Here is a 24,970-nt window from a genome sequence, read left to right on the forward strand (position 1 = left end):
GGAGCACCATGAAAAAGCTTGCCGCCTCGCTGATCCTGGCGACGTTGTTCACCGCCGCCCACGCCGAGCCGAAACATCCGGCGTGGTCGCGCAGCTCGAACGTGTATGAAGTCAATCTGCGCCAGTACAGCAAGGACGGCACACTGAGCGCGTTCACCGCCGACCTGCCGCGCCTCAGGCAGCTGGGCGTGGACATCATCTGGCTGATGCCGATCCACCCGATCGGCCAGAAGAACCGCAAGGGCGCCCTGGGCAGCTATTACGCGGTGCAGGATTACACGGCCGTCAATTCGGAATTCGGCAGCATCGACGATGTGCGCAAGCTGGTGAAGCAGGCGCACGCGCTGGGCATGCACGTGATCCTGGACTGGGTCGGCAACCACACGGCCTGGGACCACCCGTGGGCCGCCCAGCATCCGGAGTGGTACAAGAAGAACGACAAAGGTGAAATCGCCGCGGTCAGCTTTAAAAACGCCGCCGGCGAGACCGAGGAATGGGCCGATGTGATCGGCCTCGATTACGGCAACAAGGAACTGTGGCCGGCGATGATTGCGGCGATGGCGTTCTGGGTCAAGGATGTCGGCGTGGACGGCTTCCGCGCCGATGCGGCGGGCTTCGTGCCGGTCGAATTCTGGAACCAGGCGCGCGCGCAGCTGGACAAGATCAAGCCGGTGTTCATGCTGGCCGAAGGCGATGACGTGGCGCTGCACGACAAGGCCTTCAACGCCAGCTACGACTGGTCGCTGAACGGCATCATGAAGAAGATCGGCAAGGGCCAGGCTGGCGCCGCCGAGCTGCGCGCGTATATCAGCGGGCCGGCGAAAACCTATCCGCGCGACGCCTATCGTCTGCAGTTCACCAGCAATCACGATATCAATTCGTGGGAAGGCGCGGACAAGGACCTGTATGGCCCGGCGTGGGGCGCGATGGCGGTGCTGAGCTACACCCTGCCCGGCATTCCGCTGGTGTACAACGGCCAGGAAGCAAAGCTGGACAAGAAGCTGGCGTTCTTTGAAAAAGACCCGATCGCATGGAACAACATCGATCTGGAATTGTTCTTCGCCGGCCTGAACGCGCTGAAAAAGCAGAACCCGGCCTTGTGGAATGGCGCCTCCGGCGCGCCGGTGCAGTTGCTGGATGTCGGCAATGAACAGCTGTTTGCCTTCAAGCGCCAGCAAGGCGCCAACAATGTGCGCGTGATCGTCAACACCACCGGCCAGCTGCAGAAGTACAAGCTGGCCGGCGACGAAGGCCAGGCTTACCTCAAGCCGTGGCGCTGGCGCATCGTGGTGCCGGAATAAACTCCGGGGTCAGGTCCGTCATTTCTACACGAGCCCTGCCGTAGCGGCGCTACGGCAGGGCTCGTGTAGAAATGACGGACCTGACCCCGGAGTTTTATTCGGTGGCCAGGCGTTTGCCGAGGCGGTACAGGTACTCCTGGCCTTCGTACAGCGATTTCACGCGGATATGTTCATTCAGTCCGTGCGCGCCGCTGCCTTCCGGGCCGTGGAACATGCCGCTGACGCCATAGGTCCAGATGCCGGCGTTGTTCAGGAAGCGGCCGTCGGTGCCGCCAGTGGACATGGTCGGAATCACCGGCACGCCCGGCCACATGTCGTTGCTGATCTCTTCCACTGCTTGCATCAGGGTGGCCGTCATGGGCGGCATCGGGCCGTCCACGCCTTCGCCCACGCGGGTGATCTTGATCTTGTCGTCCGCCACCACCCGCTGCAGCGTGGCCTGCACTTCCGCGATCGCTTCGCCCGGCAGGATGCGGCAGTTGACGATGGCGCGCGCGCGTTGCGGCAAGGCGTTGTCGGCATGGCCGGCATCGACCTTGGTGGCCACGCAGGTAGTGCGCACGGTGGAGTTGTGCGACGGGCTGACGGCGTACAGGCGGTCCAGCGCAGCCTGGTCTGGCGGGTCTTGCAGGATGGCTTTCATGTCCGCCGCCACCTGGCCTTTTTCGATGTTGGACATGCGCTCGTAAAACGCCCGCGTCACCGGCGACAGCTTGAACGGGAAGGAGAACTGGCCGAGGCGCGACAGGCCATCGGCCAGATGGTAGATGGCGTTGTCCTTGAACGGCGCCGAGCTGTGGCCGCCCGGATTGGTCACTTCCAGCTGGAAGCTCTGGTAGATTTTCTCGCCGGCCTGGATGCCGTGGCGCACCGGCTTGCCATCCTTGTCCAGCAGGCCGCCGCCGCCTTCGTTGAGCGCGATCTCGGCGTCGATCAGCGCGCGGTGGTGGTTGACCAGGTATTCTGCGCCGTCGAATTTGGAGGGCACCAGTTCCTCGTCGCAGGTCAGCGCCATGATGATGTCGCGCTTGAGCGGCAGCTTGTCTTTTTTGTAAACGATCATGTTGTTGACGAAGGAGGCGGCCATGGCCTTGTCGTCCGACGCGCCACGCGCGTAAAACATGCCGTTTTCCTCGACCAGCTTGAAGGGATCGCGCTCCCAGTCCTCGCGGTTGGCTTCCACCACGTCGATGTGGGCCAGCAGGAGCAGCGGCTTCTTGCTGCCGTCGCCCTTCAGGCGCGCCACCAGATTGCCCTTTTTCGGGCCGCCGGGCGGGATCACCAGCTGGATCTCGCTATCTTTGAAGCCACCGGCTTTGAGGCGCTTGGCCATCCTTTCGGCGGCCAGCGTGCACGAACCGACCGAGTTGGTGGTGTTGGTTTCCACCAGTTCCTGGTAAATCGCGCGCATCTGCTTTTGCACGGGCGTCAGCGCCGCACCGTGGGCCGCGCCGGCCAATGTCAACCCTGCTGCCAACCAAGCTGCCTTCTTCATATTCGCCCCATCCCGATGAGATTGCCTAAACGGCCAAATTTATACCCCGACCATAGGGCTGTCAACAAAGTGGATTCAGATGCTTGCCAAACTGCCGGACTGGTCGCTATAATGCGTGCCCTTGGCCTGGTAGCTCAGTTGGTAGAGCAGAGGATTGAAAATCCTTGTGTCGGTGGTTCGATTCCGCCCCGGGCCACCAAGATTCAATAAAACGCCGATCCCCGTGATCGGCGTTTTTGTTTCTGCGCCAGGTGATATCCGATTCAGCATGTCGCCCGCCCGAAATTTCATTAGACCGCCATCCGGTATCGGCCTATTGTCGCAATGGCCACTTCCCATCCGACGACAATATAAAATGAAGAGACTGCTTACCTCGCTGTGCCTGACGGCCGGCGCCCAGCTGTGCCTGGCCGCCCCGCCCGCCCCCGCCACCGTCAAGCTGACCATCGATGCCAATCAGGTGCAGGGGCCAATGACGCCGATCTGGGCCTGGTTCGGCTATGACGAACCAAATTACACCACGGCGCCCAACGGCAAGAAGCTGCTGAGCGACATCGCGGCACTGAGCCCGGTGCCGGTGTATGTGCGCGCGCACAACCTGATGACCTCCGGCGACGGCAGCTACGCCCTCAAATGGGGCTCCACCGGCATGTACAGCGAGGACCAGGACGGCAAGCCGGTCTACAACTGGACCATCATCGACCAGATCTTCGACACCTACGTGCAGCGCAAGATGAAGCCGCTGGCCCAGATCGGCTTCATGCCGAAAGCGCTGTCGCAGCGCCCCGAGCCTTACCAGCACCACTGGCAACCGGGCACGCCCTACAAGGACATCATGACGGGCTGGGCCACGCCGCCCAACGATTACGACAAATGGGCCGAACTGATCTACCAGTGGGTGCGGCACAGCGTGGAGCGCTACGGCCGCGAGGAGGTGGAAAGCTGGTACTGGGAAGTGTGGAACGAGCCGGACGGCCTGTACCTGATCGCGCCCGATACCAAACTGGAATACTTCAAGATGTACGACTACGCGGCCGATGCCGTCAAGCGGGCGCTGCCAACGGCGCGCATGGGCGGCCCGCACACGGCCGGCGCCGGCCGTTTCATGGACGATTTCCTGCAACACGCACTGCATGGCAAAAATTTCGCCACCGGCAAGACCGGCTCGCCGCTGGACTTCGTGGCCTTCCACGCCAAGGGCGCGCCCACGGTCGTCAACGGCGTGGTGCGGATGGGCATGGGCACCCACTTCCAGCGCCTCGACGATGGCTACGCGCTGGTGCAGAAATACCCGGAACTGAAGGGCATCCCGGTGATCATCGGCGAATCCGATCCGGAAGGCTGCGCCGCCTGCGGCATGCAGACCAACCCGGAAAACGCCTACCGCAATGGCACGCTCTACGCCAGCTACACGGCCGCCTCGATCGCGCGCGAGTTTGACCTGGCCGCCCGGCGCGGCGTCAACCTGATCGGCGCGGTGAACTGGTCGTTCGAATTTGAAGACCAGCCCTGGTACGCCGGCTTCCGCGACCTGGCCACCAACGGCGTCAACAAACCGGTGCTGAACGTGTTCCGCATGTTCGGCATGATGGGCGGCCAGCGCGTGGCCGTGGGCGGCGATCAGGCCTATGACGCCGTCCGCATCATGGCCGAGGGCGTGCGCGGCGCGCGCACCGACATCAATGCGCTGGCCACGCGGGACGGCCACAGCATCGCCGTCATGGTGTGGAATTACCACGACGACGACATCATCGACGCCGGCGCGCCGGTGCAGCTGAAGCTTGCCGGCATCCCCGCCCAACAGGTGCAGCTGCGCCACTTCCGCATCGATCAGGAGCACAGCAATTCCTACAGCGCGTGGCTGCGCATGGGCTCGCCGGCCAGCCCGACTGCCGCGCAGGTGGGGCAGCTGCAGCAGGCCAGCGAGCTGGCCCAGCTGGGCGCCACCCGCACCCTGCAGACGCCCGGCGGCCAGGCCACCCTCACGCTGCAATTGCCGCGCCAGGCGGTATCGCTGTTCACGCTGAGCTACTGAACGGCCGTTTTTTCAGGAAATGACTACACATTCTTCGGGATTGAACTACTGTAGGGCGGGACGCGCGCATCGTATTCTTGGATTCCAAATAAAGACATTGCATGCCGGTCCGCCGTGGCCGCATCGCCACAGGAATTCAGGGAATGAAGAAAATATCATGGCTGGCGCAAGCCAGCATAGGCATGCGCCTGGCGCTCGGTTTTGGCCTGGTGGTACTGTTGCTGGTTGCGGTGGGCACGCTGAGCGTCATGCGCCTGGCCGAGGGCGCCAGAATGACCGAAGAGATCGTCAACGATCGCCACGTCAAGGCGGCGTTGGCGCTGCAGATCAAGAACGATGTGAACGCCACCGCTCGCAATCTGCGCAACGCCATGCTGGCCCGCACGGCGGCAGAGCGGAAGATCTTCCTCGACCGGATCGACACGGCAGTCACGAGCGCCACGGAACGATTCGGCAGGCTCGACAAAATGATCAACACCGCCCAGGCCAGGGACATCTTTCAGCAGATGATGGCGGCCCGCACCGCCAACGCCGAGGTGCGCCACCGGATAGTGCAACTCATCGAAGCCGACCTGCACAGTCAGGCGGTCGACCTGCTGTTCAGCGAGGGCATACCGAAGCAGGATGCGTATTTCGCCGCGCTGGAAAAGATGGTCTACTTCCAGGAGGAGTTGATGAACAGCATAGGCCGGAATTCGATAGCGCGCGCGGGCGCCGGCAGCACCCTGACGCTGATCATCACGGTGGCGGCCGTGCTGCTGGCCGTGGCCGCCAGCATCGTCATCATCCGCGGCTTGCTGAAGGAACTGGGCGGCGAGCCAGCGTACGCCGCCGACATCATGAAAAGCATTGCCGCGCGCGATCTGACGGTGCCGGTGCAAACCCGGCCGCAGGATGAGGACAGCATGCTGGCCGCCGTGCGCAACATGTGCAAGGACCTGGCCCACGCCGTGACCGAGATCCGGGCCGGCACACAGACCATTGCCGCTGCCGCCCAGCAGATCGCTTGCGGGAATGCCGATCTGTCCGGACGCACCGAAGAGCAGGCCAGCGCGCTGGAGGAAACCGCGTCCTCGATGGAGCAGCTGGCTTCCACCGTCAAGCACAACGCCAACCATGCGCAGCAGGCCAGCCAGCTCGCGCTGGCCGCCTCGGAGACGGCACGCCAGGGCGGCTTGGCGGTGGCGCAGGTGGTGGACACCATGGGGGCGATCAACGCCTCGGCCCACCAGATCGCAGACATCATTGGGGTGATCGACGGCATCGCCTTCCAGACCAATATTCTCGCGCTGAACGCCGCCGTGGAGGCTGCGCGCGCCGGCGAACAGGGGCGCGGCTTTGCCGTGGTGGCGTCCGAGGTGCGCAATCTGGCCCAGCGCAGCGCCACGGCCGCCAGGGAAATCAAGACCTTGATCGGTAATTCCGTGGAACAGATCAAGGCCGGCGACCGGCTGGTGGATCAGGCCGGCGCGACCAGCAGGGAGGTGGTGCAAGCCATCCAGGGCGTCGCCAGCCAGCAGCAGACGGCTGGTATCGATCAGGTCCACCGCGCCATCTCGCAGATGGATCAGGTCACGCAGCAAAACGCCGCCCTGGTGGAAGAAGCGGCGGCGGCCTCCGAGTCGCTGCAGGAGCAGGCGGAAAAACTGGCGCAGGTGGTCGCCCAGTTCAAGCTCGGGCGCTAACGCAATGGCTTGACCCGGGCCAGGTTTCCAACTATATTAAACCAATAGGTTAATTAATCGATTGGTGAAATGTGATGCAGGACCAGCTCAGCCGGACGTTTTCCGCCCTTGCCGACCCCACCCGCCGCGCCATGCTGGCGCGCCTGTCGAATGGGGAAGCCAATGTTTCCGATCTGGCCCAGCCTTTCCTCGGCGCGATGAGTCTGCCCGCCGTGACCAAGCATTTGCAGGTGCTGGAAAAGGCCGGGCTGATCACCAAGACCCGCAACGCCCAGTGGCGCTCGTGCAAGCTCAACGGCGACGGCCTCAAGGACGCGGCCAACTGGATGGAGCAGTACCGCGTGTTCTGGGAGGAAAGTTTCGACCGTCTTGATGCCTATCTGAAAACCGTCACCGCCAAACAACCACCTGAAGGAGATGAAAGTGTCTGAGTTCAACGCCCCTAATGAAATCCGCATCATCCGCACTTACGACGCGCCCGTGCAAGCCGTGTGGGACGCCTGGACCGATCCGGCCCAGGTCGCCCTGTGGTGGGGACCGCGCGGCTTTACCCTGACCACCCACAGCAAGGATTTGCGCGTGGGCGGCATCTGGCACTACACCATGCACGGCCCGGACGGTACCGACTACCCCAACAAGACGCTGTACCACGAGGTGGAGCCGCTGCGCAAACTGGTCTACGACCACGGCGCCAATGACGAACAGGCGCCGCTGTTCCGGGTGACGGTGACGTTTGAGGAAGTCGGCGGCAAGACGCAGATGGATATGCGCATGGCGCTGGCCAGCGCCGAAGCGGCCGCGCAAACGCGCCACTTCATCAAGCAGGCCGGCGGCGATTCGACCTGGGACCGGCTGGCCGAATACCTGGGCAAGCGCTGCGCCGATCAGGACACCTTCGTCATCAACCGCAGTTTCGAGGCGCCGCGCGCGCAAGTGTTTGCGATGTGGACCCAGCCCGAACATCTGGCGCGCTGGCTGCCGCCAAGCGGCATGGAGATGCGCCTGCTGCGCGCCGATATCCGCAGCGGCGGCGCGGCGTTTTACTGCATGAGCGGCAATGGCGTCACCTTGTACGGCCGCTCGCAGTACGAGGAAGTGCGTCATCCGGACCGGCTGGTGTTCATCCAGCAGTTCTGTGACGAACACGAGAACATCAGCCGTCATCCGCTGGCGCCGGTGTGGCCGGAAAGCTGGCGCACCACGGTGGCATTCAGCGTGGAAGGGCCGCGGCGCACGCGCGTGACGCTGAGTTCGGCAGTCCACGGTCCGGCCACGGCGGAGGAACGCGCCATCTTCCTCGACGCGCGCGCCAGCATGACGCAGGGCTGGAGCGGTTCCTTCGACAAGCTGGAAGCAGCACTTACCTGATGTAACAAGTGAAGTAATTTCCAGCACATTTACAGCCACTGGTGCAGGCAATACGCTGTCTGCATCGGTGGGCGCCGCCCGCCTTCACTTGAGGAGCTGTAAATGAAAAAGACCCTGATGGCCGGCCTGCTGGCCGCCGCCGCCCAATTCGCCCACGCCGGCACCGTGCTGGTGGTGTTGTCGGACCAGGATAAGCTGGACCTAAAGGACGGCAAGGTGATGCAGACCGGTTTCTTCATCAACGAGCTGATGGAGCCGGTCCAGACCTTCATCGCCGCCGGCCACACGGTGGTGTTTGCGACACCAAGCGGCACGGCGCCAAGCGCCGACCAGAAATCGGATGATGTGAATTTCTGGGGCGGCAATGAGCAGGCGCGCCGCGCAAGCAAGGCGCTGCTGGCCACGCTCAAGCTGACCGCCCAGGGCGCATCGCCGGCCATCAGCCTGGCGCAGGTGAAGCAGGCCGGCTACGACAAGTTTGACGCCGTGTTCGTGCCGGGCGGCCATATCCCGATGCAGGATCTGCTCAAGGATCAGAGCCTGGGCGAGCTGCTGGCCAGCTTCCATCAGGCGGGTAAGGTCACCGGCCTGACCTGCCACGGCACCATCGCCCTGCTGTCCACGCTGCCCGATGCGCGCGGCTACGTCGGCAAGCTGGAAGCCGGCCAGCGCCCGCCGGCGGCGCAATGGATATACCAGGGCTACAAGATGACCGCGTTCACCAATGAAGAGGAAGAACAGGCCAAGGGCTTCCTCAATGGCGGCCAGATGAAGCTGTTTCCGCAGGATGGCCTGAGCGCTGCCGGCGCGCAGTTTGTCGCCGCCAGGCCATGGAGCGAGAACGTGGTGGAAGACCGCGAGCTGATCTCGGGCCAGAATCCACAATCGGGCAAAGCCGTGGCGCTGGCCATGCTAAAAAAAATGCGTTGACCGCGGATCGGTGTCACCATAGCGCCAACCGACGCCGGTTGGCGTTTTTTTTTGCGGACCATTATGCCCCAGAGCCCCCTGCTGCTGCGCCGCCTGCTGCGCGCCAAAGACAAGATGGATGGCGCCCCCCACGAGGAATGGCCGGTCGCGCGGCTGGCCGCGGTGAGCGCGGTGTCGCCGGCCTACTTTGCGCGCGAATTCAAGCAGGCGTTCGGCTTGCCGCCGCACCGCTACCTGCTGACGCGCCGCATCGAGCGCGCCGCCGCGCTGCTGCGCGAGACCGATCTGCCGGTGACCGAGATCGCGCTGCAGACCGGCTGGACCAGCCTGGGCACTTTTGGCCGTATTTTTCGCGATATCACCGGCGCCAGTCCCGGCGAGCTGCGCCTGCACGCGCGCGCGCAACCGCCCGCCGGCGCGCAGATGCCGGAGTGCGTGGCGCGCCATGCGCAACGTCCCGACCTCAAGATCGCAGTTTTGGAGAAGCGGCGCCGGCAGGCGGCGGGCAAACTGTAGGTCCCGAATCCAAGGAGGTGATATGAGTCAAACTGTGAATATGGCCGGTGTGTACGTGCGCGATCAGGACGAGGCGCTGGCGTTTTATGTCGACAAGCTGGGCTTCGTGGTGCACACCGATGTGCGCAACGGCGATTACCGCTGGCTGACGGTGCAGGCGGCCGGTCAGCCCGCGTTCCAGCTGGGCCTGTTCCGTCCCGGCCCGCCGATGCACGACGCCGCCACCGCGCAGGCCCTGAACGAACTGGTGGCCAAGGGCGCCATGCCGCCGCTGGTGCTGCATGTCGACAACTGCCGCGCGGCCTACGAGCGCCTGAGCCAGCACGGCGTCGAATTCACGCAGGCACCGGTGGAACGCTATGGCACGGTGGATGCCGGCTTCCGCGATCCATCCGGCAATGGCTGGAAGATGCTGCAGCGTCAGGGCTAAAAAGCAAACACCCCGCGCGCGGCGGGGTGCGGGTTGCGCGCGGGGCGGGTCAGGAGACGCGGCGGCGCAGCGCCAGGCCAAGCAGGCCGACGCCAGTCAGCAGCATGCCGTAGGTGGCAGGTTCCGGTACCGGGCTGGTGAAGTACAGGCCGCCGTTGGACAGCGAGGTGAAGCGGGTTTCAATGGTGGTCACGCCCTGCGTGCCCGCATCGATCTGGTAGAACGCCGTGCTCTGCTTCACATTGCCGTCGGAGCCGCCGCCAATGTGCAGGCCGATCCAGCTGACACCGTACAGCGGCATGTCGAACACCAGCTTGGTGACGTCGGTTACCGTGGCAACGGCCGTGGCCTGGCCGTTCGACACCAGACCGATCATCGCCAGCATGGCAGCGGCATTCGTGTCGGGGGATTCCTTGACAAAGTTGCCGCCGGTCAGTCCCGAGCAGCTCAATACCGGCACGTTCAGCAGGTCGTTGAGAATGCTGCAAGCTGGTGGATCAGCTGGACCACCGCCGCCACCACCGCCACCTGGCGCGGCAAATGCGGAAGCCGCCAACATCATGGTGCCCAGAACGGCTGCCTTAACAGTTTTTCGTGCGAACGCTTTCATTTTTATTACCCCCGTTTATGTGTGCGTGTACTGGCAATTACGTCGCTCAGTAGATTCATGCTAGCACCAACAATAGTTTCCAGATACAAAAAATACATTTCATTTTTATATTGGGCATTGTCACTCCGATAGGAGCTTTGTATGAGCACAACATGAGTTATTTAACGGAAATAAAACGCTTACCTCCCACCTCTCAGCGCGCAGGCGCGCAGGCAAAAACCGGTGCCAAGAAAACGGCTCCCCCTTTCCCGAGAAGCCATTTCGCCGGCGCGAGCGGGCGGCGCTTGTAGGCGAAAAGCCACACTAAGCTGGGGCGGCTGGACGGGCCGCCAGGCGTGCAATCGTTATCACGTTGACGCAGGCCACCACCACTTCCAGCGCGGTGCCGCCGATGGAGCCGGCGATGAGGTTATTGGCGATCCACAGGCCGGTGCCGCACAGCATCACCAGCCGCATCGGGATGCCTTGCAGCAGGAACAGCGCCAGCGTGCCGAGGCAGGAAGCGGCCAGCGGCAGCCAGTCGCTCGGCTGTCTGGCCAGCGCCAGGCCGAGTGCGAGATTGGCGGCCACCACCGCGGCCGCCACCCAGCGCGAACGGGTGCGCAGCGCCAGCAGCGAACGCAGCAATGACATGCTGGAACTGGCCACTGCGGTCGGGTTGCCCAGCAGGGCAAAGTGGACGATGTAGCTGAAGCACTCACCGGCCATGAACAGTTTGAAACGCCGGTCGTCCGTTTGCAGGAAGGAGCCGACACCCAGCGCGAACGCCACGTAGCCGACGCACTGCGCCGGCGAAAACCAATCGATCATCATGGCCGGCATGATACGCGATCGCGACGCCTTGCTCTCCGCTTCCGGCGGTTCAGCGCCGCCGGCGTGCGGCTGATCGAGCGCGCCCCGGTGACGGAAAACTGCTGGCCCGGTGCCCGGGTGGACGGGCGGAAGCGGTCGGCGGCGCGCTGAAAGCCTCCACTGCCCAGCACTGAATTCGCGCCCGGTCTGGCCGCCGCGCCGCAGCCAGCTAAGGCGCGGCCGCCTGCCCCTGCTCCGCGCGTGCCAGCGAGGCGCGCAGGGTGATGCTGACCGGGTAGTCGCGGGTGACCGGACGCTGCAGGCCGTAGCAGCGGTTGAGCAGGTCGCTGACGCCGTTTTGCGTCATCTCGCGCCACGGCATGTGCACGGTGGTCAGGCGCGGGGCGGAAAATTCGGCGCTGGGGGTGTCGTCGTAGCCGATCACCGAGATTTCATGCGGCACGCGGATGCCGGCTTCCTGGAAATAGGACAGCGCGCCGGCCGCCATTTCATCGTTGGCGCAGAACATGGCGCTGCAGCGCCGGCCCGATTCCACCAGCTCCCTGGCCGCCGACCAGCCGCCGGCCGGCGAGAAGTCTTTTTCCACCATCCACAGCTGGCCGGTATCGATGCCGGCCGTCGCCAGCTCGCGCTGGAAGGCGCTCACCCGCACCACGTTGTCGGGCAGGCTGGCCGGTCCGGACACCAGGGCGATCTCGCGGTGGCCGTGGTCCAGCAGGGTGCGGGCGGCGAGCCTGCCGCCCAGCGTGTGATCAACCGTGAAGCATTGGTCGGCAATGCTGTCGAAATGGTGGTTGAGCACCACCACCGGCTTGGGCCGCGGCCCCAGCGCGCTGAGGTCTGCTTCCTGCAGTACATTGGTCATCAGGATCAGGCCGTCGCAGCCGCGCTCGACCAGGAAAGCCATGCCCTCGATGGCTTGCTGGCGCGCGCCGCCCAGGCCGGCGCCAAAGGCCACCACCATGTGCAGGCCGGCCGCGCGCAGTTCGGTGTCGATGATTTGCAGGATCGGCGTGTAGAAGGTGCCGCTCAGCACCGGGATGTAGACGCCGATCATCTTGCTGTTGCCGGACAACAGGGTGCGCGCCGCATGCGATGGGCGGAAGCCCAGTTCGTCGATGGCGGCGCGCACCTTGGCCAGCGTAGCCGGCGACACCGAGCCCTTGCCGCTGACCACGCGCGATGCCGTGCCCAGTCCCACGCCCGCCAGCCGGGCCACGTCTTTAATGGTCGCCACTGTTGTGCTTTTTCACGTAAGTCATGATGTTGAGGAAAGTGTCGGTCCAGTATAACTGACGGTGCGCCGCCAGATAGCGCAGCAGTTCCTCATGCGCCTCGGCGCTGGTGCTGAGGTAGTCGCCGCCGACGCCGTGGAAGGTGAAGTTGACCATGGTGCCCTGCCGCGCCGCCTGCTCGACCACGGCAATCAGCTGCGCCCCGCTCCACCCTTCCGGCGCCGCCACCCCCACCGCGTACGGGTCGAGCGCGGCCATCGCCGGCGTCAGCGCCGCGCCGCTGACCTTGATGGCGACAAAGGCCGCGCGCAGGCCCGGCAGGTAATTGGCGCCGGCCGCCAGCTGGTCGCCGCAGGGCACGGTGTAGGTGCGCTCGCGGCGGCCGTCGATGGCGTACAGCATGGTGTTGCCGAGCCGGACCTGGTCCTGCATCTGGGCCGCGCTGGTGGTGTCGAGGTCGCGCTGCGGCAACACCCAGTCGTGGCCGGGGGCGCTGCGCGCACACTGGTGGAACAGGCTGTGGTTGCCCAGCTCGTGCCCGGCCGCCGCCGCGCGGCGCCAGTCGGCCAGGCGCCGCTCGACCGCCGGGTTGGACAGCTGCAGGTAGAAGCTGCCCTTGAGGCCGTACTTGTCGAGCGCGGGAATGGCCACGTCCAGCTGCGAATCGAGCGCGTCGTCGTAAGCCAGGCTGACAGCCGCGCGGGCGCCGTGCGGCCACTGGAAGGCGGGATCGGCAGCGGCGGCCATGGCTGGCGCCAGCAGCAACGCTGCCAGGGTCAAGCAGGTGCGGTAGCTCATGCGGGAGTCCATTATGGAAACGTTACCAGATGATGGCAGCCGCGGGCCGGGCTGTCAACCGGCCGGCCCGGTTGGAAACGTTGCCAATTAGCCTCACTTTGGCGCCGCCGGGGCCAGTTTACGCCCTGACTGCTGCGTTGCGAATTGACTTTGATTTTTGAGGAATGCTATATTCGCCACAGGATTGGAAAGCTTTCCAAGCAAAGGCCAGGCAGTCCCGCAGGCGCAGTTGTTTATAAAAACCAGGAGATAACATGCATTATCCAAAGGCACGACAAACTTTAATGAGTCTGGCAGTAGCCAGTGCCTGCGCGGCAGCCCACGCGCAGGAAGCCCCCGCCCCGGTGAAAGCCGCCGAGGCGCAACCGGAAGTCCAGAGCGTGGTCGTGACCGGCCTGCGCCAGTCGCTGATTTCATCGATGAACCTGAAACGCAATTCCGACGGCATCGTCGACGGCATTGTGGCGGAAGACATCGGCAAGTTCCCCGACACCAACCTGGCCGAGTCGCTGCAGCGCATTTCCGGCGTCTCGATCGACCGCTCGATCGGTGAAGGCTCCAAGATCACGGTGCGCGGCGTCGGCCCTGACTTCAACATGGTGCTGCTGAACGGCCGCCAGATGCCGACCTCGAATCTGGGCGACCTGAACGGCCGCGCCTTCGACTTCGCCAACCTGGCGTCGGAAGCCATTTCGCAGATCCAGGTGTACAAGACCAGCCGCGCCGAATCGCCGACCGGCGGCATCGGCGCCACCCTGAACGTGATGACCGCGCGCCCATTCGAGCGTCCCGGCCTGCACGCCAGCATCGGCGCCAAGGCCGTGCACGACACCACCAACGGCAACCTGCCGGGCGACGTCAAGGCCAGCAGCTCGACCACGCCGGAAGTGTCGGGCATCTACTCCAACACCTTTGCCGACAACACCTTTGGCGTGGCGCTGACCGGCAGCTACCAGGAACGCAACCTGGGCTACAACACCGCGGCCGTCTCCAACGGCTGGAAAGGCCCGTTCCGCGGCGATGAAAACAACTGGGGCACCATCCCGCAAGGCCCGAGCGACAGCTGCCCGGCCTGCACCATCACCAACCGCCCGACCGGCAGCCAGCTGTACTCGGTGCCGCAAAACCTGAACTACAACTTCAACGGCGTCAAGCGCCAGCGCACCAATGCCCAGCTGACCCTGCAGTACAAGCCGGTCAGCACCCTGGTCACCACGCTGGACTACACCTATTCGGAAAACAAGATCCAGACCAAGCGCAACGATATTTCGGCGTGGTTCAACTTCGGCCCGTCGAGCAGTTCGTGGACCGCCGGTTCGCCGTCCAGCCCGCTGATCTACAAGGAATTCGTGGCCAACAGCGACATCGCCATGGGCGCCGCCGACTTCGCCACCAAGACGCAAAACAAGTCGCTCGGCTTTAACGCCGTGTGGAAGCCGACCAGCGAGCTGCGTTTCGACTTCGACACCCACCACTCGACCGCCACCTCGGGCGCCGACAGCCCCTTCGGCTCCAGCAACACCCTGGGCACGGCCAGCTTCAGCCGCGGCAACACCACCGCCGACTTCAGCAAGGACTTCCCGGTGCTGAGCATTGACGGCGCCGATTTCGTCAAAGCCGGCCAGCAGGTGACCGGCTCGGTGTTCACCAACTCCTATATGCGCGGCGAGGTCGACCAGACCCAGGTCAAGGGCGCGTGGAAGGTGCTGGATGCGTCCGAGGTCAAGTTCGGCCTCAACTACACCAAGGTGGACAACCGCTCGGCGTTCTCCAACAACCAGCGCGACACCTGGGGCGGCGCCACCAAGCCGTCCGACTACCCGAGCAGCGTGTGGCATCCGGAAACCGTGCGCGGCTACTTCGACCAGATCGATGGCAGCGGCAACCCCAACCTGTTCAACCAGTTCTACACCTTCAACTTCGCCCAGGTGCGCCAGCTGGTGGCCACCGCTTCCGGCAAGCCGGAGCTGTACCTGCCGAAGACTTACTTCGACAACGACGCCCGCACCTCGGAGAAATCCAAGTCGCTATACCTGCAGTTCAACACCGACTGGGATACCGCGCTGCCGATCCACACCGCGCTGGGCCTGCGCTACGAGAAGACCGATGTGGTCTCGACCGCGCTGGTGCCGGCCGCCGTCAACATCCGGTGGGTGTCGCAGAACGAGTTCCCGATCACCTTTGGCGATCCGACCTTCACCACCCTGACCGGCAAGTACAACAACCTGCTGCCAAGCTTTGACTCGGACATCGAGCTGACGCCGAACCAGAAGATGCGCTTCAGCTACGGCGAAACCATCGGCCGGCCGCGCTATGACCAGATCCAGGGCGGCACCACCCTGAACTCGCTGGTGCGCACCGACGGCGGCACCGGCTCACAGGGCAACCCATCGCTGAAGCCAGTCAAGTCGAAGAACTTCGACCTGTCGTACGAGTGGTACTACGGCAAGCAGAACTTCGTCTCGCTGGGCTTGTTCAAGAAGAACCTGGAGAACTACGCCGGCCAGTCGCAGATCATCGCCACGCCGTTCAACCTGCACACGCCGGTGGGCGGCGCGCTGTGGAACGAGGCGCTGTCGTCCGGCAAGTGCCAGTCGGCGGACACCACCTGCATCCGCAACTACATCTTCACCAACCACCCGACAGCGCCGGGCGTGACGCCGCCGGGCGTCAACGGCGACGTCAACGGCACCATCGTCGGCCAGCCGAACGATCCGGTCGCCAACTTCCGCATCACCTCCTTCTCCAACCAGAAGAAGGCCGACCTGAGCGGCGCCGAGATCAACCTGCAGCATATGTTCGGCGAGAGCGGCTTTGGCCTGTCCACCAACTACACCTATGTGCATTCGGGCCTGCGCTACGACAACAACAAGCTGGGCGAGCAGTTCGCGCTGGTGGGCCTGTCCAACTCGTACAATGTGATCGGCATCTACGAGGACAAGAAGTGGACCGCGCGCCTGGCCTACAACTGGCGCGGCGAGTTCCTGGCCTCGACCTTTGACGGTTCCGGCCCCAACCCGCAGTACGTCGAGCCGTATGGCCAGGTGGACATCAGCGTCACCTACGCCTTCAACGACAAGCTCAGCGTGCAGCTGGAAGGCATCAACGTCACCAACGAGATCACCCGCGTGCACAGCCGCACCAAGCAGCAGCTGGAATCGGTCACGCAAAATGGTCCGCGTTACATGGTAGGCCTGCGCTACAAGTTCTGATTGTTGTAGTAATGCCACGAAAAGGCCGCTGTTCCGTCAGCGGCCTTTTTTCGGTTACACTCCCTGTAATCTATTACGTAATAAGACCATTATGCTGAGACGCATCGTGATTGTGGGTGGCGGTTCCGCCGGCTGGTTGACCGCCGGCCTGATCGCTGCCGAACATCGCGCCGCCGGCGGCCTGCAAGTGACGCTGATCGAATCGCCCGAGGTGGCGCCGATCGGGGTTGGCGAAGGCACGTGGCCCAGCATGCGCGACACGCTGCGCCGCATCGGCGTGTCCGAATCCGATTTCTTCCGCGAGTGCGACGCCGCGTTCAAGCAGGGCTCGCGCTTCAACCGCTGGGTTGACGGCGGCGACGGCGATTATTACTTCCACCCGTTCGTGCTGCCGCAGGGCTATGGCGAGGTCGACCTGCCACAGCAATGGCAGGCGCAGCACCCGCACATTCCGTTTGCCGACCTGGTCAGCTTCCAGCCGCACCTGTGCACCCAGGGCCGCGCGCCCAAGCAGGTGGTCACGCCCGAGTACGCGGCGGTGGCCAACTATGGCTACCACCTGGACGCCGGCAAGTTCGGCCTGTTCCTGCGCAAGCACTGCCTGGAAAAGCTGGGAGTGCAGTATGTGCCGGACCATGTGGTGGGCATCAGCGCCCACCCGGACGGCGACATTGCCGCGCTGCAGACGCAGCACCACGGCGCGCTGGCGGGCGAGCTGTTCATCGATTGCACCGGCATGCAGTCGCTGCTGCTGGGCCAGCATTACGGCATTCCGCTGATCCCGCAGCAGCAGGTGCTGTACAACGATGCGGCGCTGGCGGTGCAAGTGCCCTACCCGGCCGAGGATTATCCGATCGCCTCGCAGACTTCGTCCACCGCGCAAAGCGCCGGCTGGATCTGGGACATCGGCCTGCCGGGCCGGCGCGGCGTCGGCCATGTGTACGCCAGCGCCTATATCAGCGACGACCAGGCCGAGGCCGAGCTGCGTGCCTACATCGCACAGACCAGCGGCCAGACCGAGATCCCGGCGCCGCGCAAGCTGCGCTTTGCGCCCGGCTACCGTGAAAAATTCTGGCACCGCAACTGCGTGGCGATCGGCCTGTCGGCCGGCTTCATCGAGCCGCTGGAGGCGTCGGCGCTGGCCATCGTGGAAATGTCGGCCGCCATGGTGTGCGACGACCTGCCGGCCACGCGCGCGGCGATGGACATCGTGGCCGCGCGCTTCAACGCGGCGTTTACCTACCGCTGGGAACGCGTGATCGACTTCCTCAAGCTGCACTATGCGCTGAGCCAGCGCCGCGACAGCGCCTACTGGCGCGACAACACCGATCCGGCCAGGCTGCCGCAGCGCCTGCGCGACCTGCTGACGCTGTGGCGTCACCGGGCGCCGTCGCGCAGCGACTTTGACCGCATCGAGGAAGTGTTCCCGCCCGCCAGTTACCAGTACATCCTGTATGGCATGGGCTTCCGCAGCGATTTCAGCCGCGCGCCCCGGCCGCAGGAGGCCGCCATGGCCGACCACTATTTCCAGGAAGCTGGCGAATTAACCCGGAAAATGCTGGGCGCGCTGCCTGACAACCGCGCGCTCATCAACCACATCAAGCGTCACGGCTTGCAGAAAATCTAAAACGAGAGACATCTATGCCTAACCCGGTTTTACTGAACAACCTTGAACACCGCGACCTGCGCGTCATCACCCGCCGCGGCGCCGACCTGGGCGACCAGGTGATGTCGGCGGTCACCTTCCCGTCCGAATTCCGCGACGTGCAGGCCTGCTACCCGATCGTCTTCCGCAAGACGGTGGACGGCCTGGGCTTCGAGCCGATCGCCCTGTTCGGCTTTCAGGAGGGCGAGAACCTGTTCCTCCAGGGCCAGCGCTGGGACGCGCCGTATGTGCCGATGATGATCGAGCGCCAGCCGTTCCTGATCGGCGTCAGCGGCGAGGAGCTGATGGTCAACGTCGACCTCGACCACCCGCGCGTGAGCCGGACCGAGGGCCAGGAAGTGTTCAAGCCGCACGGCGGCACCACCGAATTCCTGGAGCAGGCCAACTCGCTGCTGTTTACCATCCACCAGGGCATGCAAAGCCTGCAGGGTTTCCTGAGCGCGCTGCTGGAGCACGAGCTGTTGGAAAGCTTTGTGCTGGATGTGGAGCTCAACGACGGTTCGCAAAACCGCCTGGTCGGCTTCTACACCATCAACGAGGACCGCCTGCAGGGCCTGAGCGGCGAGGCCATCGTCAAGCTGCACCAGGCCAACTACCTGCAAGCGATTTACCTGGTGCTGGCTTCGCTGTCCAACTTCCGCGCGCTGATCGACCGCAAGAACGCCACGCTCCATGTCTGACGCCATCCGCGAAGTCAGCGGCCTGGGGCCGGACGACCTGACCGACGAGATCCTCAGCGCCACCACGCCGCTGGTGCTGCGCGGGCTGGCGGCCGGCTGGCCGATGGTGCGGGCAGCGCTGGAGTCGGACCGCGCCGGCAGCGACTACCTGCGGCGCCACTACCAGGGCGCCACCGTGGGCGCCATGCTGGGGCCGCCGGAAGCGGGCGGACGCTTCTTCTACAACAGCGACCTGAGCGGGTTTAACTTCCAGCCGGTGCACGTCAAGCTGACCGGCGTGCTGGATGAGATTGAAGCCAAGCGCAACATGGATCCGGCGCCGACCGTGTACGTGGGCTCGACCAGCATCGACACCTGCCTGCCCGGCTTCCGCCAGCACAACGACCTCAAGCTCGGCCAGCGCGACGCCCTGGCCAGCATCTGGATCGGCAACCGCACCCGCATCGCCGCCCACTACGACCTGCCGGACAATATGGCGGTGGTGGCGGCCGGGCACCGGCGCTTCACGCTGTTCCCGCCGGACCAGCTGCAAAACCTGTATGTCGGCCCGGTCGACTTCAACCCGGCCGGCCAGGCCATCAGCCTGGTGGATTTCCGGCAGCCGGATTTCGCGCGCTTCCCGCGCTTTGCCGAAGCGCTGCGGCATGCGCAAAGCGCGGTGCTGGGGCCGGGCGATGCGCTGTTCATTCCCAGCATGTGGTGGCACCACATCGAGGCGCTGGACGCCTTCAACGTGCTGGTGAATTACTGGTGGCGGCAGTCGCCGGACTATATGGACACGCCCACCAACGCCCTGATGGCGGCCTTCCTCACCCTGCGCGATCTGCCGCCGGCGCAGCGCAAGGCCTGGCAGGAAATCTTCCGCCACTATATTTTCGAAGCGGACGAGGACACCGCCGCCCACATCCCGCCCGCTGCGCGCGGGGTGATGGCGCCGCTGACCGCGGACGGCGCGCGCGCCCTGCGCACGCTCTTACTGAAACGATTCAATCGCTAAAGCATAAAGGAGACCACCACATGCGCGACCCGAACAATCGCCACCCCGTCCGCCGCGTCGTCATTTGCGGCGGCGGCACGGCCGGCTGGATGGCTGCGGCCGGCGTGTCCAAGGTGCTGGGCAAGCAGCTCGACATCAAGCTGATCGAGTCGGAAGAAATCGGCACCGTGGGCGTGGGCGAAGCCACCATCCCGACGCTGATGAACTTCCACAACGTGTTGGAGATCAACGAGCAGGAATTCATGGCCGAGACCCAGGCCACCTTCAAGCTGGGCATCAGCTTTGAAGGCTGGCGCAACGTCAAGGAAGACTATATCCACTCGTTTGGCACCACCGGGGTGGACCACTGGACCGCCGGCTTCCAGCACTTCTGGCACAAGGGCGTCGAGCGCGGCCTGGCCAGCGACTACGGCGATTACTGCCTGGAGCTGAAGGCGTCGCTGGAAAACCGCTTTGCCCACCTGCCCAACAACGGCATGAATTACGCCTATCACCTGGATGCCGGCCGCTACGCCAAATACCTGCGCCGCCTGAGCGAGGCGCGCGGGGTGCAGCGCATCGAGGGCAAGATCGTCAGCTACAGCCAGCACGACAACGGCGACGTGCGTTCAGTTACGCTGGCCTCGGGCGCACAAATCGAGGGCGATCTGTTTATCGACTGCACCGGTTTCCGCGCGCTGCTGATCGGCGAGGCCATGCAGGAACCGGTGGAAGACTGGTCGCAATGGCTGTTCTGCGACCGCGCGATCGCGGTGCAGACCAGCTCGGTCGGGGACGCGGTGCCGCTGACGCGCTCGATGGCGCACCAGGCCGGCTGGCAGTGGCGCATTCCGCTGCAGCACCGGGTCGGCAATGGCATCGTGTATTCCAGCCGCTACCTCGATGACGACGCCGCGCGCCAGCAGCTGCTGGGCAATGTGGAGGGCAAGACGCTGATCGAGCCGCGCATGATCAAGTTCACGCCGTGCCAGCGGCGCCGCACCTGGAAGGGCAATGTGGTGGCGATCGGCCTGTCGAGCGGCTTCCTGGAGCCGATCGAGTCAACCAGCATCCACCTGATCCAGCGCAGCGTGATCCGCCTGATGCAGTCGTTCCCGTCGGATGGCATCCAGCAGGTGGATATCGACGAGTACAACTTCCAGTGCAATAACGAGATCAATCACATCCGCGATTTCATCATCCTGCACTACCACGTCAACAACCGCACGGATTCGCAATTCTGGATCGATGCGCGCGAGATGAGCATTCCAGCCTCGCTGCGGCACCGCATTGAGCTGTTCAGGGAAACCGGGCGCGTGTTCCGCATTCCAAACGAGCTGTTTGCGGAAAACTCGTGGATCCAGGTGATGCTGGGCCAGGGCATCATGCCGAAGTCGCACCACCAGACCGCCGACCTGATGGGCGATGAGGAATTGCGCGCCTTCCTGGGCGGCATCAAGGGCCGCATCGACCGCACCGTGGTGCAGCTGCCGACCCACCAGGCTTACGTCGAACGCTACTGCGGCCGCCCGGACGCCAAAGCCGCCTAATCAAACGCCACGTCTTCCAGCCGGAAGCGGTATTGGCGACGCTCCGGCAAGTCCCGGCCTGCGCCGGGCGTCACCTTGCGCGCCGCCGCCGGCGGCGATGAGGGCGGCTGGGCGGCCGGCATTGGCGCCTGCAATGCCGACAGCAAGGCGCCCACCGTCGCGTCCGCCAACGAAGGCGCCGTCGCGGTCGTTGGGGGCGCCCCGAGCTGCCGGGCCAGTTCCAGCCGCAAGCTGGTGCGCCATCTTGAAGACCTGCAAATCTCTGCAAATTTCAAAGCAGAAGAAAACAGAAAAAAGCAGAGGAAAAAAAAGTGACTTTGCCACAGGGGGACGGCCTACGGTCCCCCTCTCGCCTCCTGCGCAAGATTTTTTGCCCTGTTCCTGGCGCGCCACACTCGTGAAAAATATTTATCATTTCCGAATTTTGCAAGTAGTAATATTACAAACCCATCCAGTCCATCGAAGATTGGAGGCAAAACCATGACAACAACGGAGATAAGCATGAAACTTCACTGTAGTTTAGTTTCACAGATGAAATTCGCGCTGGCAGCCAGCGTCTTGGCGGCACTGGCGGCGTGCGGCGGCAGCGACACCGGCGGCGCCGCACCAACTGCCAAAGCCCTGGGTCTGCGCGCCGCCAGCTCAGGAACAGGCACGGCGATGCAGAGCGCCCCGGTGGCACCCGGCAGCATCCGCATGCATTTCCACCGCACCCAGGGCGACGAAGCCCAGTGGGGCGTGTATTCGTGGGATGGCCCGGCCCACCCCAGTCCGGCCTGGATCAGCGGCCGCTTCATGATGACCCAGAGCGACAGCTTTGGCGGCTACGTCGACATCCCGGTCGACACCAGCAAGCCGGCGATCTGGTTCCTGGTGACCGACGGCAGCGGCAACAAGAATTGCGGCAATGACCAATCGGCCGCCTTCCGCAGCGATATCGCCAGCGCCGGCCAGGAAGTCTGGATGCTGGAAGGCGATTGCACCGTCTACAACAGCCAGCCGGCCATCAGCTTCGGCAACCTCAACAACGCCAACGCGCACTGGCTGACCGCCGCCACCCTGGCCTGGCCCGGCGTGCCGGTCAGCGGCGCCAGCTACAAGCTGTATTACGCCATCAACGGCGGCCTTGGTTCCGGCGTCGACGGCGTCAGCGGCGCCGACGGCAGCATTGCCCTGCGCAGCGCGGCCGCCCTGCCGCCGGCGCTGCAGCAGAAATACCCGCACCTGGCCGGCGCCACCGCGCTCAGCATGTCGGCCGACGATGCGGCCACCATCGCCGGCAAGGCCAGCTACCAGTTCGCCATCGCCCAATTCGACGCGGCCGGCAAGCTGGTGCAGGTGACCTCGCTGCAAACCAGCGGCATGCTCGACAGCGTGTTTGCCGGCGCCGCCAGCCAGGCCACGCTGGGCGTCAGCTATGCGCGCAGCGGCGGCGCGCCCACTTTCCGCGTGTGGGCGCCGACCGCCAAGTCGGTCAGCCTTAACCTCTATCCGGACGCCAGCAGCGGCGCCAGCGTAACGCGCGCCATGGTCAAGGACCAGGCCAGCGGCGTGTGGAGCTACAGCGCGCCGGACGCCAGTTGGGTCAACCGCTACTACTACACCTACAATGTGCAGGTGCTGTCGCGCTGGGCCGGCAACACGCTGGTCAACAACACGGTGACCGATCCGTACTCGTTCAGCCTGAACGCCAACAGCCAGCGCAGCTTCGTGGCCGACCTCGACAGCCGCCTGCTCAAGCCCGACGGCTGGGACCACCAGCGCCTGCCGCGCCTCGACCATCCGACCGACATCGCGCTGTACGAACTGCACATCCGCGACTTCAGCGCCAGCGACAGCACGGTGCCGGCCGCCCACCGCGGCAAGTATCTGGCCTTCACCGACCGGCAGTCCGACGGCATGCGCCACCTGCGCGACCTGCAACAGGCCGGCCTGAGCCACATCCACCTGCTGCCGGCGTTTGACATCGCCAGCGTCAACGAAACCGGCTGCAGCACGCCGGCCATCCCCAACGGCGCCGCCAACGGCACCGAACAGCAGGCCGCGGTGGAAGCGGCGCGCGGCAGCGACTGCTTCAACTGGGGCTATGACCCGGTCCACTACAGCGCGCCGGAAGGCAGCTATGCGTCCAACGCCAATGACGGCGCGGTGCGCGTGCGCGAATTCCGCGCCATGGTGCAGGGCCTGCACGAACAAGGCCTGCGGGTGGTGATGGACGTGGTGTACAACCACACCAGCGCCTCGCAGCAAGGCCCGCTGTCGGTGCTGGACAAGATCGTGCCGACCTACTACTACCGCCTCAACGCCGGCGGCGGCATCACCAACGACAGCTGCTGCGCCGACACGGCGGCGGAAAACCTCATGATGGCCAAGCTGATGATCGACTCCACCGCCACCTGGGCGCGCGACTACAAGGTGGACGGCTTCCGCTTCGACATCATGGGCTTCACCCCGCTGGCGGTGATGAAGCAGCTGCAGACGGCGGTCAACCAGGCCGCCGGGCGCGACATCTACCTGTACGGCGAAGCCTGGAACTTCGGCACTGTGGCCAACGACAGCCGCTTCGTGCAGGCGCGCCAGGCCAATATGTATGGCAGCGGCATCGGCTCGTTCAACGACCGCATCCGCGACACCCTGCGCGGCGGCGGCTGCTGCGACAGCGGCGCGGCCCTGCTCAGCCAGCAAGGCCTGATCAACGGCGTGTACGACGATCCCAACGGCCATTCTTCGCAGACCCGCGACGACCTGCTGCGCCTGGGCGACCTGGCCAAGGTGGCGCTGTCCGGCACCCTGCGCGACTACCGCTTCACCGACCGCTTCGGGGTGCTGCGCAAGAATGCGGAAATTGATTACTTCGGCCAGCAGGCCGGCTTTGCCGCCCAGCCGTCGGAAACCATCAACTACGTGGAAGCGCACGACAACCAGACGCTGTTTGACATCAACGCCTTCAGGCTGCCGCCGGGCACGCCGCTGGCCGAGCGGGTGCGGGTGCAGAACCTGGGCGCGGCCTTCACCGTGCTGTCGCAGGGCGTGCCCTTCCTGCACGCCGGCCAGGAAATCCTGCGCTCCAAATCATTGGACCGCGACAGCTATGACGCCGGCGACTGGTTCAACAAGCTGGACTACAGCTACCAGAGTAACAACTTCGGCGTCGGCCTGCCGCTGGCGGCGGTCAATGCCGGCAACTGGCCGCTGATGGCGCCGATCCTGGCCAACCCGCTGATCAAGCCGGACAGCGCGGCCATCGTCAGCGCCCGCAACGCCATGAACACGCTGCTGGCAATCCGCCAGGACAGCAGCCTGTTCCGCCTGCGCACGGCGCAGGACGTGAGCGAGCGCCTGCGCTTCCACAACACCGGACCGGCGCAGGTGCCGGGCGTGATCGTGATGAGCATTGCCGGCCAGGGCTATGAAGGCGCCCGCTACAAGTCGGTGGTGACCCTGTTCAACGTCACCAAAACCGCGCAGACGGTCAGCGTGCCGGAACTGGCAGTGCGCAAGCTGAAGCTGCACCAGCTGCAGCGCCACATCAGCGGCGCCAGCTATTCCAGCGCACGCGGCAGCTTCACCGTGCCGCCGCGCAGCACGGTGGTGTTCGTGGAGAACGGCCCGGGCCAGGACGGCTGAGCCGGCACTTGGATATTGGCGGGGAATTGGTTATAGTGGGCCG

20 protein-coding genes and 1 tRNA gene are annotated in these 24,970 nt (G+C 64.6%); 15 read left to right on the plus strand and 6 right to left on the minus strand.

Annotated elements, in window-relative coordinates:
* The first annotated feature begins 8 nt into the window (after positions 1-8).
* On the plus strand, positions 9-1,301 hold the full coding sequence (locus ABDW57_RS19175; protein ID WP_343731774.1) for an alpha-amylase family glycosyl hydrolase: 1,293 nt from the start codon (positions 9-11) through the stop codon (positions 1,299-1,301).
* 94 nt (positions 1,302-1,395) lie between these two features.
* Here ABDW57_RS19175 and ABDW57_RS19180 read toward each other — a convergent pair whose 3' ends face one another.
* Positions 1,396-2,796 carry a M20/M25/M40 family metallo-hydrolase gene (locus ABDW57_RS19180; RefSeq protein WP_343731775.1) on the minus strand — a complete coding sequence of 467 codons (1,401 nt, stop codon included), beginning with the start codon at positions 2,794-2,796 and terminating at the stop codon, positions 1,396-1,398.
* A gap of 123 nt (positions 2,797-2,919) precedes the next feature.
* Between ABDW57_RS19180 and ABDW57_RS19185 the strand changes: the two genes are divergently transcribed.
* From ABDW57_RS19185 to ABDW57_RS19220, 8 genes are all read left to right on the plus strand, one after another.
* Positions 2,920-2,995: transfer RNA gene (locus ABDW57_RS19185), tRNA-Phe, on the plus strand.
* Between the two features lie 156 nt (positions 2,996-3,151).
* Positions 3,152-4,831, plus strand: a complete 1,680-nt coding sequence (locus ABDW57_RS19190; RefSeq protein WP_343731776.1) for a hypothetical protein — start codon at positions 3,152-3,154, stop codon at positions 4,829-4,831.
* 143 nt (positions 4,832-4,974) lie between these two features.
* On the plus strand, positions 4,975-6,516 hold the full coding sequence (locus ABDW57_RS19195; RefSeq protein ID WP_343731777.1) for a methyl-accepting chemotaxis protein: 1,542 nt from the start codon (positions 4,975-4,977) through the stop codon (positions 6,514-6,516).
* Positions 6,517-6,590: 74 nt separating this feature from the next.
* A complete protein-coding gene (locus tag ABDW57_RS19200; RefSeq protein WP_343731778.1) occupies positions 6,591-6,947 on the plus strand; it encodes a metalloregulator ArsR/SmtB family transcription factor in 357 nt (118 codons plus the stop codon).
* Positions 6,940-7,884 carry an SRPBCC family protein gene (locus ABDW57_RS19205; protein ID WP_343731779.1) on the plus strand — a complete coding sequence of 315 codons (945 nt, stop codon included), beginning with the start codon at positions 6,940-6,942 and terminating at the stop codon, positions 7,882-7,884. Before ABDW57_RS19200 ends, ABDW57_RS19205 begins: the two co-directional genes overlap by 8 nt.
* 102 nt (positions 7,885-7,986) lie before the next feature.
* Entirely contained in the window at positions 7,987-8,814 is an 828-nt protein-coding gene (locus ABDW57_RS19210; RefSeq protein ID WP_343731780.1) for a type 1 glutamine amidotransferase domain-containing protein, read from the plus strand.
* Between the two features lie 63 nt (positions 8,815-8,877).
* Positions 8,878-9,330 carry a helix-turn-helix transcriptional regulator gene (locus ABDW57_RS19215; protein ID WP_343731781.1) on the plus strand — a complete coding sequence of 151 codons (453 nt, stop codon included), beginning with the start codon at positions 8,878-8,880 and terminating at the stop codon, positions 9,328-9,330.
* A gap of 22 nt (positions 9,331-9,352) precedes the next feature.
* Entirely contained in the window at positions 9,353-9,760 is a 408-nt protein-coding gene (locus ABDW57_RS19220) for a VOC family protein (protein ID WP_343731782.1), read from the plus strand.
* Positions 9,761-9,809: 49 nt separating this feature from the next.
* On the opposite strand, the gene ABDW57_RS19225 is transcribed toward ABDW57_RS19220, so the two are convergent.
* From ABDW57_RS19225 to ABDW57_RS19240, 4 genes are all read right to left on the minus strand, one after another.
* Positions 9,810-10,322 carry a PEP-CTERM sorting domain-containing protein gene (locus ABDW57_RS19225; protein WP_343731783.1) on the minus strand — a complete coding sequence of 171 codons (513 nt, stop codon included), beginning with the start codon at positions 10,320-10,322 and terminating at the stop codon, positions 9,810-9,812.
* 351 nt (positions 10,323-10,673) lie between these two features.
* Positions 10,674-11,183, minus strand: coding sequence for a YgjV family protein (locus tag ABDW57_RS19230; protein ID WP_343731784.1), 510 nt, complete (start codon positions 11,181-11,183; stop codon positions 10,674-10,676).
* A 208-nt stretch (positions 11,184-11,391) separates the two neighbouring features.
* A complete protein-coding gene (locus ABDW57_RS19235; protein WP_343731785.1) occupies positions 11,392-12,420 on the minus strand; it encodes a LacI family DNA-binding transcriptional regulator in 1,029 nt (342 codons plus the stop codon).
* Positions 12,407-13,216 (minus strand): polysaccharide deacetylase family protein, encoded by an 810-nt coding sequence (locus ABDW57_RS19240; protein WP_343731786.1) that lies wholly within the window; start codon positions 13,214-13,216, stop codon positions 12,407-12,409. The genes ABDW57_RS19235 and ABDW57_RS19240 overlap by 14 nt, the downstream gene beginning before the upstream one ends.
* A 284-nt stretch (positions 13,217-13,500) precedes the next feature.
* On the opposite strand from ABDW57_RS19240, the gene ABDW57_RS19245 reads away from it, so the two are divergent.
* From ABDW57_RS19245 to ABDW57_RS19265, 5 genes are all read left to right on the plus strand, one after another.
* Positions 13,501-16,428, plus strand: a complete 2,928-nt coding sequence (locus ABDW57_RS19245) for a TonB-dependent receptor (RefSeq protein WP_343731787.1) — start codon at positions 13,501-13,503, stop codon at positions 16,426-16,428.
* A 91-nt stretch (positions 16,429-16,519) separates the two neighbouring features.
* Positions 16,520-18,055: a tryptophan halogenase family protein gene (locus ABDW57_RS19250; RefSeq protein WP_343731788.1), complete on the plus strand. Its 1,536-nt coding sequence runs from the start codon at positions 16,520-16,522 to the stop codon at positions 18,053-18,055.
* A 14-nt stretch (positions 18,056-18,069) separates the two neighbouring features.
* A complete protein-coding gene (locus ABDW57_RS19255; RefSeq protein WP_343731789.1) occupies positions 18,070-18,774 on the plus strand; it encodes a SapC family protein in 705 nt (234 codons plus the stop codon).
* Positions 18,767-19,771 carry a cupin-like domain-containing protein gene (locus ABDW57_RS19260; protein ID WP_343731790.1) on the plus strand — a complete coding sequence of 335 codons (1,005 nt, stop codon included), beginning with the start codon at positions 18,767-18,769 and terminating at the stop codon, positions 19,769-19,771. Before ABDW57_RS19255 ends, ABDW57_RS19260 begins: the two co-directional genes overlap by 8 nt.
* 20 nt (positions 19,772-19,791) lie before the next feature.
* Positions 19,792-21,300: a tryptophan halogenase family protein gene (locus ABDW57_RS19265; RefSeq protein ID WP_343731791.1), complete on the plus strand. Its 1,509-nt coding sequence runs from the start codon at positions 19,792-19,794 to the stop codon at positions 21,298-21,300.
* Here ABDW57_RS19265 and ABDW57_RS19270 read toward each other — a convergent pair.
* Entirely contained in the window at positions 21,297-21,470 is a 174-nt protein-coding gene (locus ABDW57_RS19270) for a hypothetical protein (protein WP_343731792.1), read from the minus strand. The genes ABDW57_RS19265 and ABDW57_RS19270 overlap by 4 nt on opposite strands.
* A gap of 331 nt (positions 21,471-21,801) precedes the next feature.
* Here ABDW57_RS19270 and ABDW57_RS19275 point away from each other — a divergent pair, with 331 nt between their 5' ends.
* Complete coding sequence (locus ABDW57_RS19275) at positions 21,802-24,927, plus strand: alpha-1,6-glucosidase domain-containing protein (protein ID WP_343731793.1); 3,126 nt, start codon at positions 21,802-21,804, stop codon at positions 24,925-24,927.
* Positions 24,928-24,970 lie beyond the last annotated feature (43 nt).

Source organism: Duganella sp. (assembly GCF_039595735.1).
Taxonomy (GTDB): domain Bacteria; phylum Pseudomonadota; class Gammaproteobacteria; order Burkholderiales; family Burkholderiaceae_D; genus Rugamonas.

Excerpts from the sequence above, each read along its gene's own strand:
- ABDW57_RS19215 (WP_343731781.1), top strand. The coding sequence starts at position 8,878 with ATGCCCCAGAGCCCCCTGCTGCTGCGCCGCCTGCTGCGCGCCAAAGAC.
- ABDW57_RS19225 (WP_343731783.1), bottom strand. The coding sequence starts at position 10,322 with ATGATGTTGGCGGCTTCCGCATTTGCCGCGCCAGGTGGCGGTGGTGGC.
- ABDW57_RS19180 (WP_343731775.1), bottom strand. The coding sequence starts at position 2,796 with ATGAAGAAGGCAGCTTGGTTGGCAGCAGGGTTGACATTGGCCGGCGCG.
- ABDW57_RS19255 (WP_343731789.1), top strand. The coding sequence starts at position 18,070 with ATGCCTAACCCGGTTTTACTGAACAACCTTGAACACCGCGACCTGCGC.
- ABDW57_RS19245 (WP_343731787.1), top strand. The coding sequence starts at position 13,501 with ATGAGTCTGGCAGTAGCCAGTGCCTGCGCGGCAGCCCACGCGCAGGAA.
- ABDW57_RS19260 (WP_343731790.1), top strand. The coding sequence starts at position 18,767 with ATGTCTGACGCCATCCGCGAAGTCAGCGGCCTGGGGCCGGACGACCTG.
- ABDW57_RS19195 (WP_343731777.1), top strand. The coding sequence starts at position 4,975 with ATGAAGAAAATATCATGGCTGGCGCAAGCCAGCATAGGCATGCGCCTG.
- ABDW57_RS19175 (WP_343731774.1), top strand. The coding sequence starts at position 9 with ATGAAAAAGCTTGCCGCCTCGCTGATCCTGGCGACGTTGTTCACCGCC.
- ABDW57_RS19220 (WP_343731782.1), top strand. The coding sequence starts at position 9,353 with ATGAGTCAAACTGTGAATATGGCCGGTGTGTACGTGCGCGATCAGGAC.
- ABDW57_RS19275 (WP_343731793.1), top strand. The coding sequence starts at position 21,802 with ATGAAACTTCACTGTAGTTTAGTTTCACAGATGAAATTCGCGCTGGCA.
- ABDW57_RS19250 (WP_343731788.1), top strand. The coding sequence starts at position 16,520 with ATGCTGAGACGCATCGTGATTGTGGGTGGCGGTTCCGCCGGCTGGTTG.
- ABDW57_RS19200 (WP_343731778.1), top strand. The coding sequence starts at position 6,591 with ATGCAGGACCAGCTCAGCCGGACGTTTTCCGCCCTTGCCGACCCCACC.
- ABDW57_RS19265 (WP_343731791.1), top strand. The coding sequence starts at position 19,792 with ATGCGCGACCCGAACAATCGCCACCCCGTCCGCCGCGTCGTCATTTGC.
- ABDW57_RS19230 (WP_343731784.1), bottom strand. The coding sequence starts at position 11,183 with ATGATGATCGATTGGTTTTCGCCGGCGCAGTGCGTCGGCTACGTGGCG.
- ABDW57_RS19190 (WP_343731776.1), top strand. The coding sequence starts at position 3,152 with ATGAAGAGACTGCTTACCTCGCTGTGCCTGACGGCCGGCGCCCAGCTG.
- ABDW57_RS19240 (WP_343731786.1), bottom strand. The coding sequence starts at position 13,216 with ATGAGCTACCGCACCTGCTTGACCCTGGCAGCGTTGCTGCTGGCGCCA.
- ABDW57_RS19210 (WP_343731780.1), top strand. The coding sequence starts at position 7,987 with ATGAAAAAGACCCTGATGGCCGGCCTGCTGGCCGCCGCCGCCCAATTC.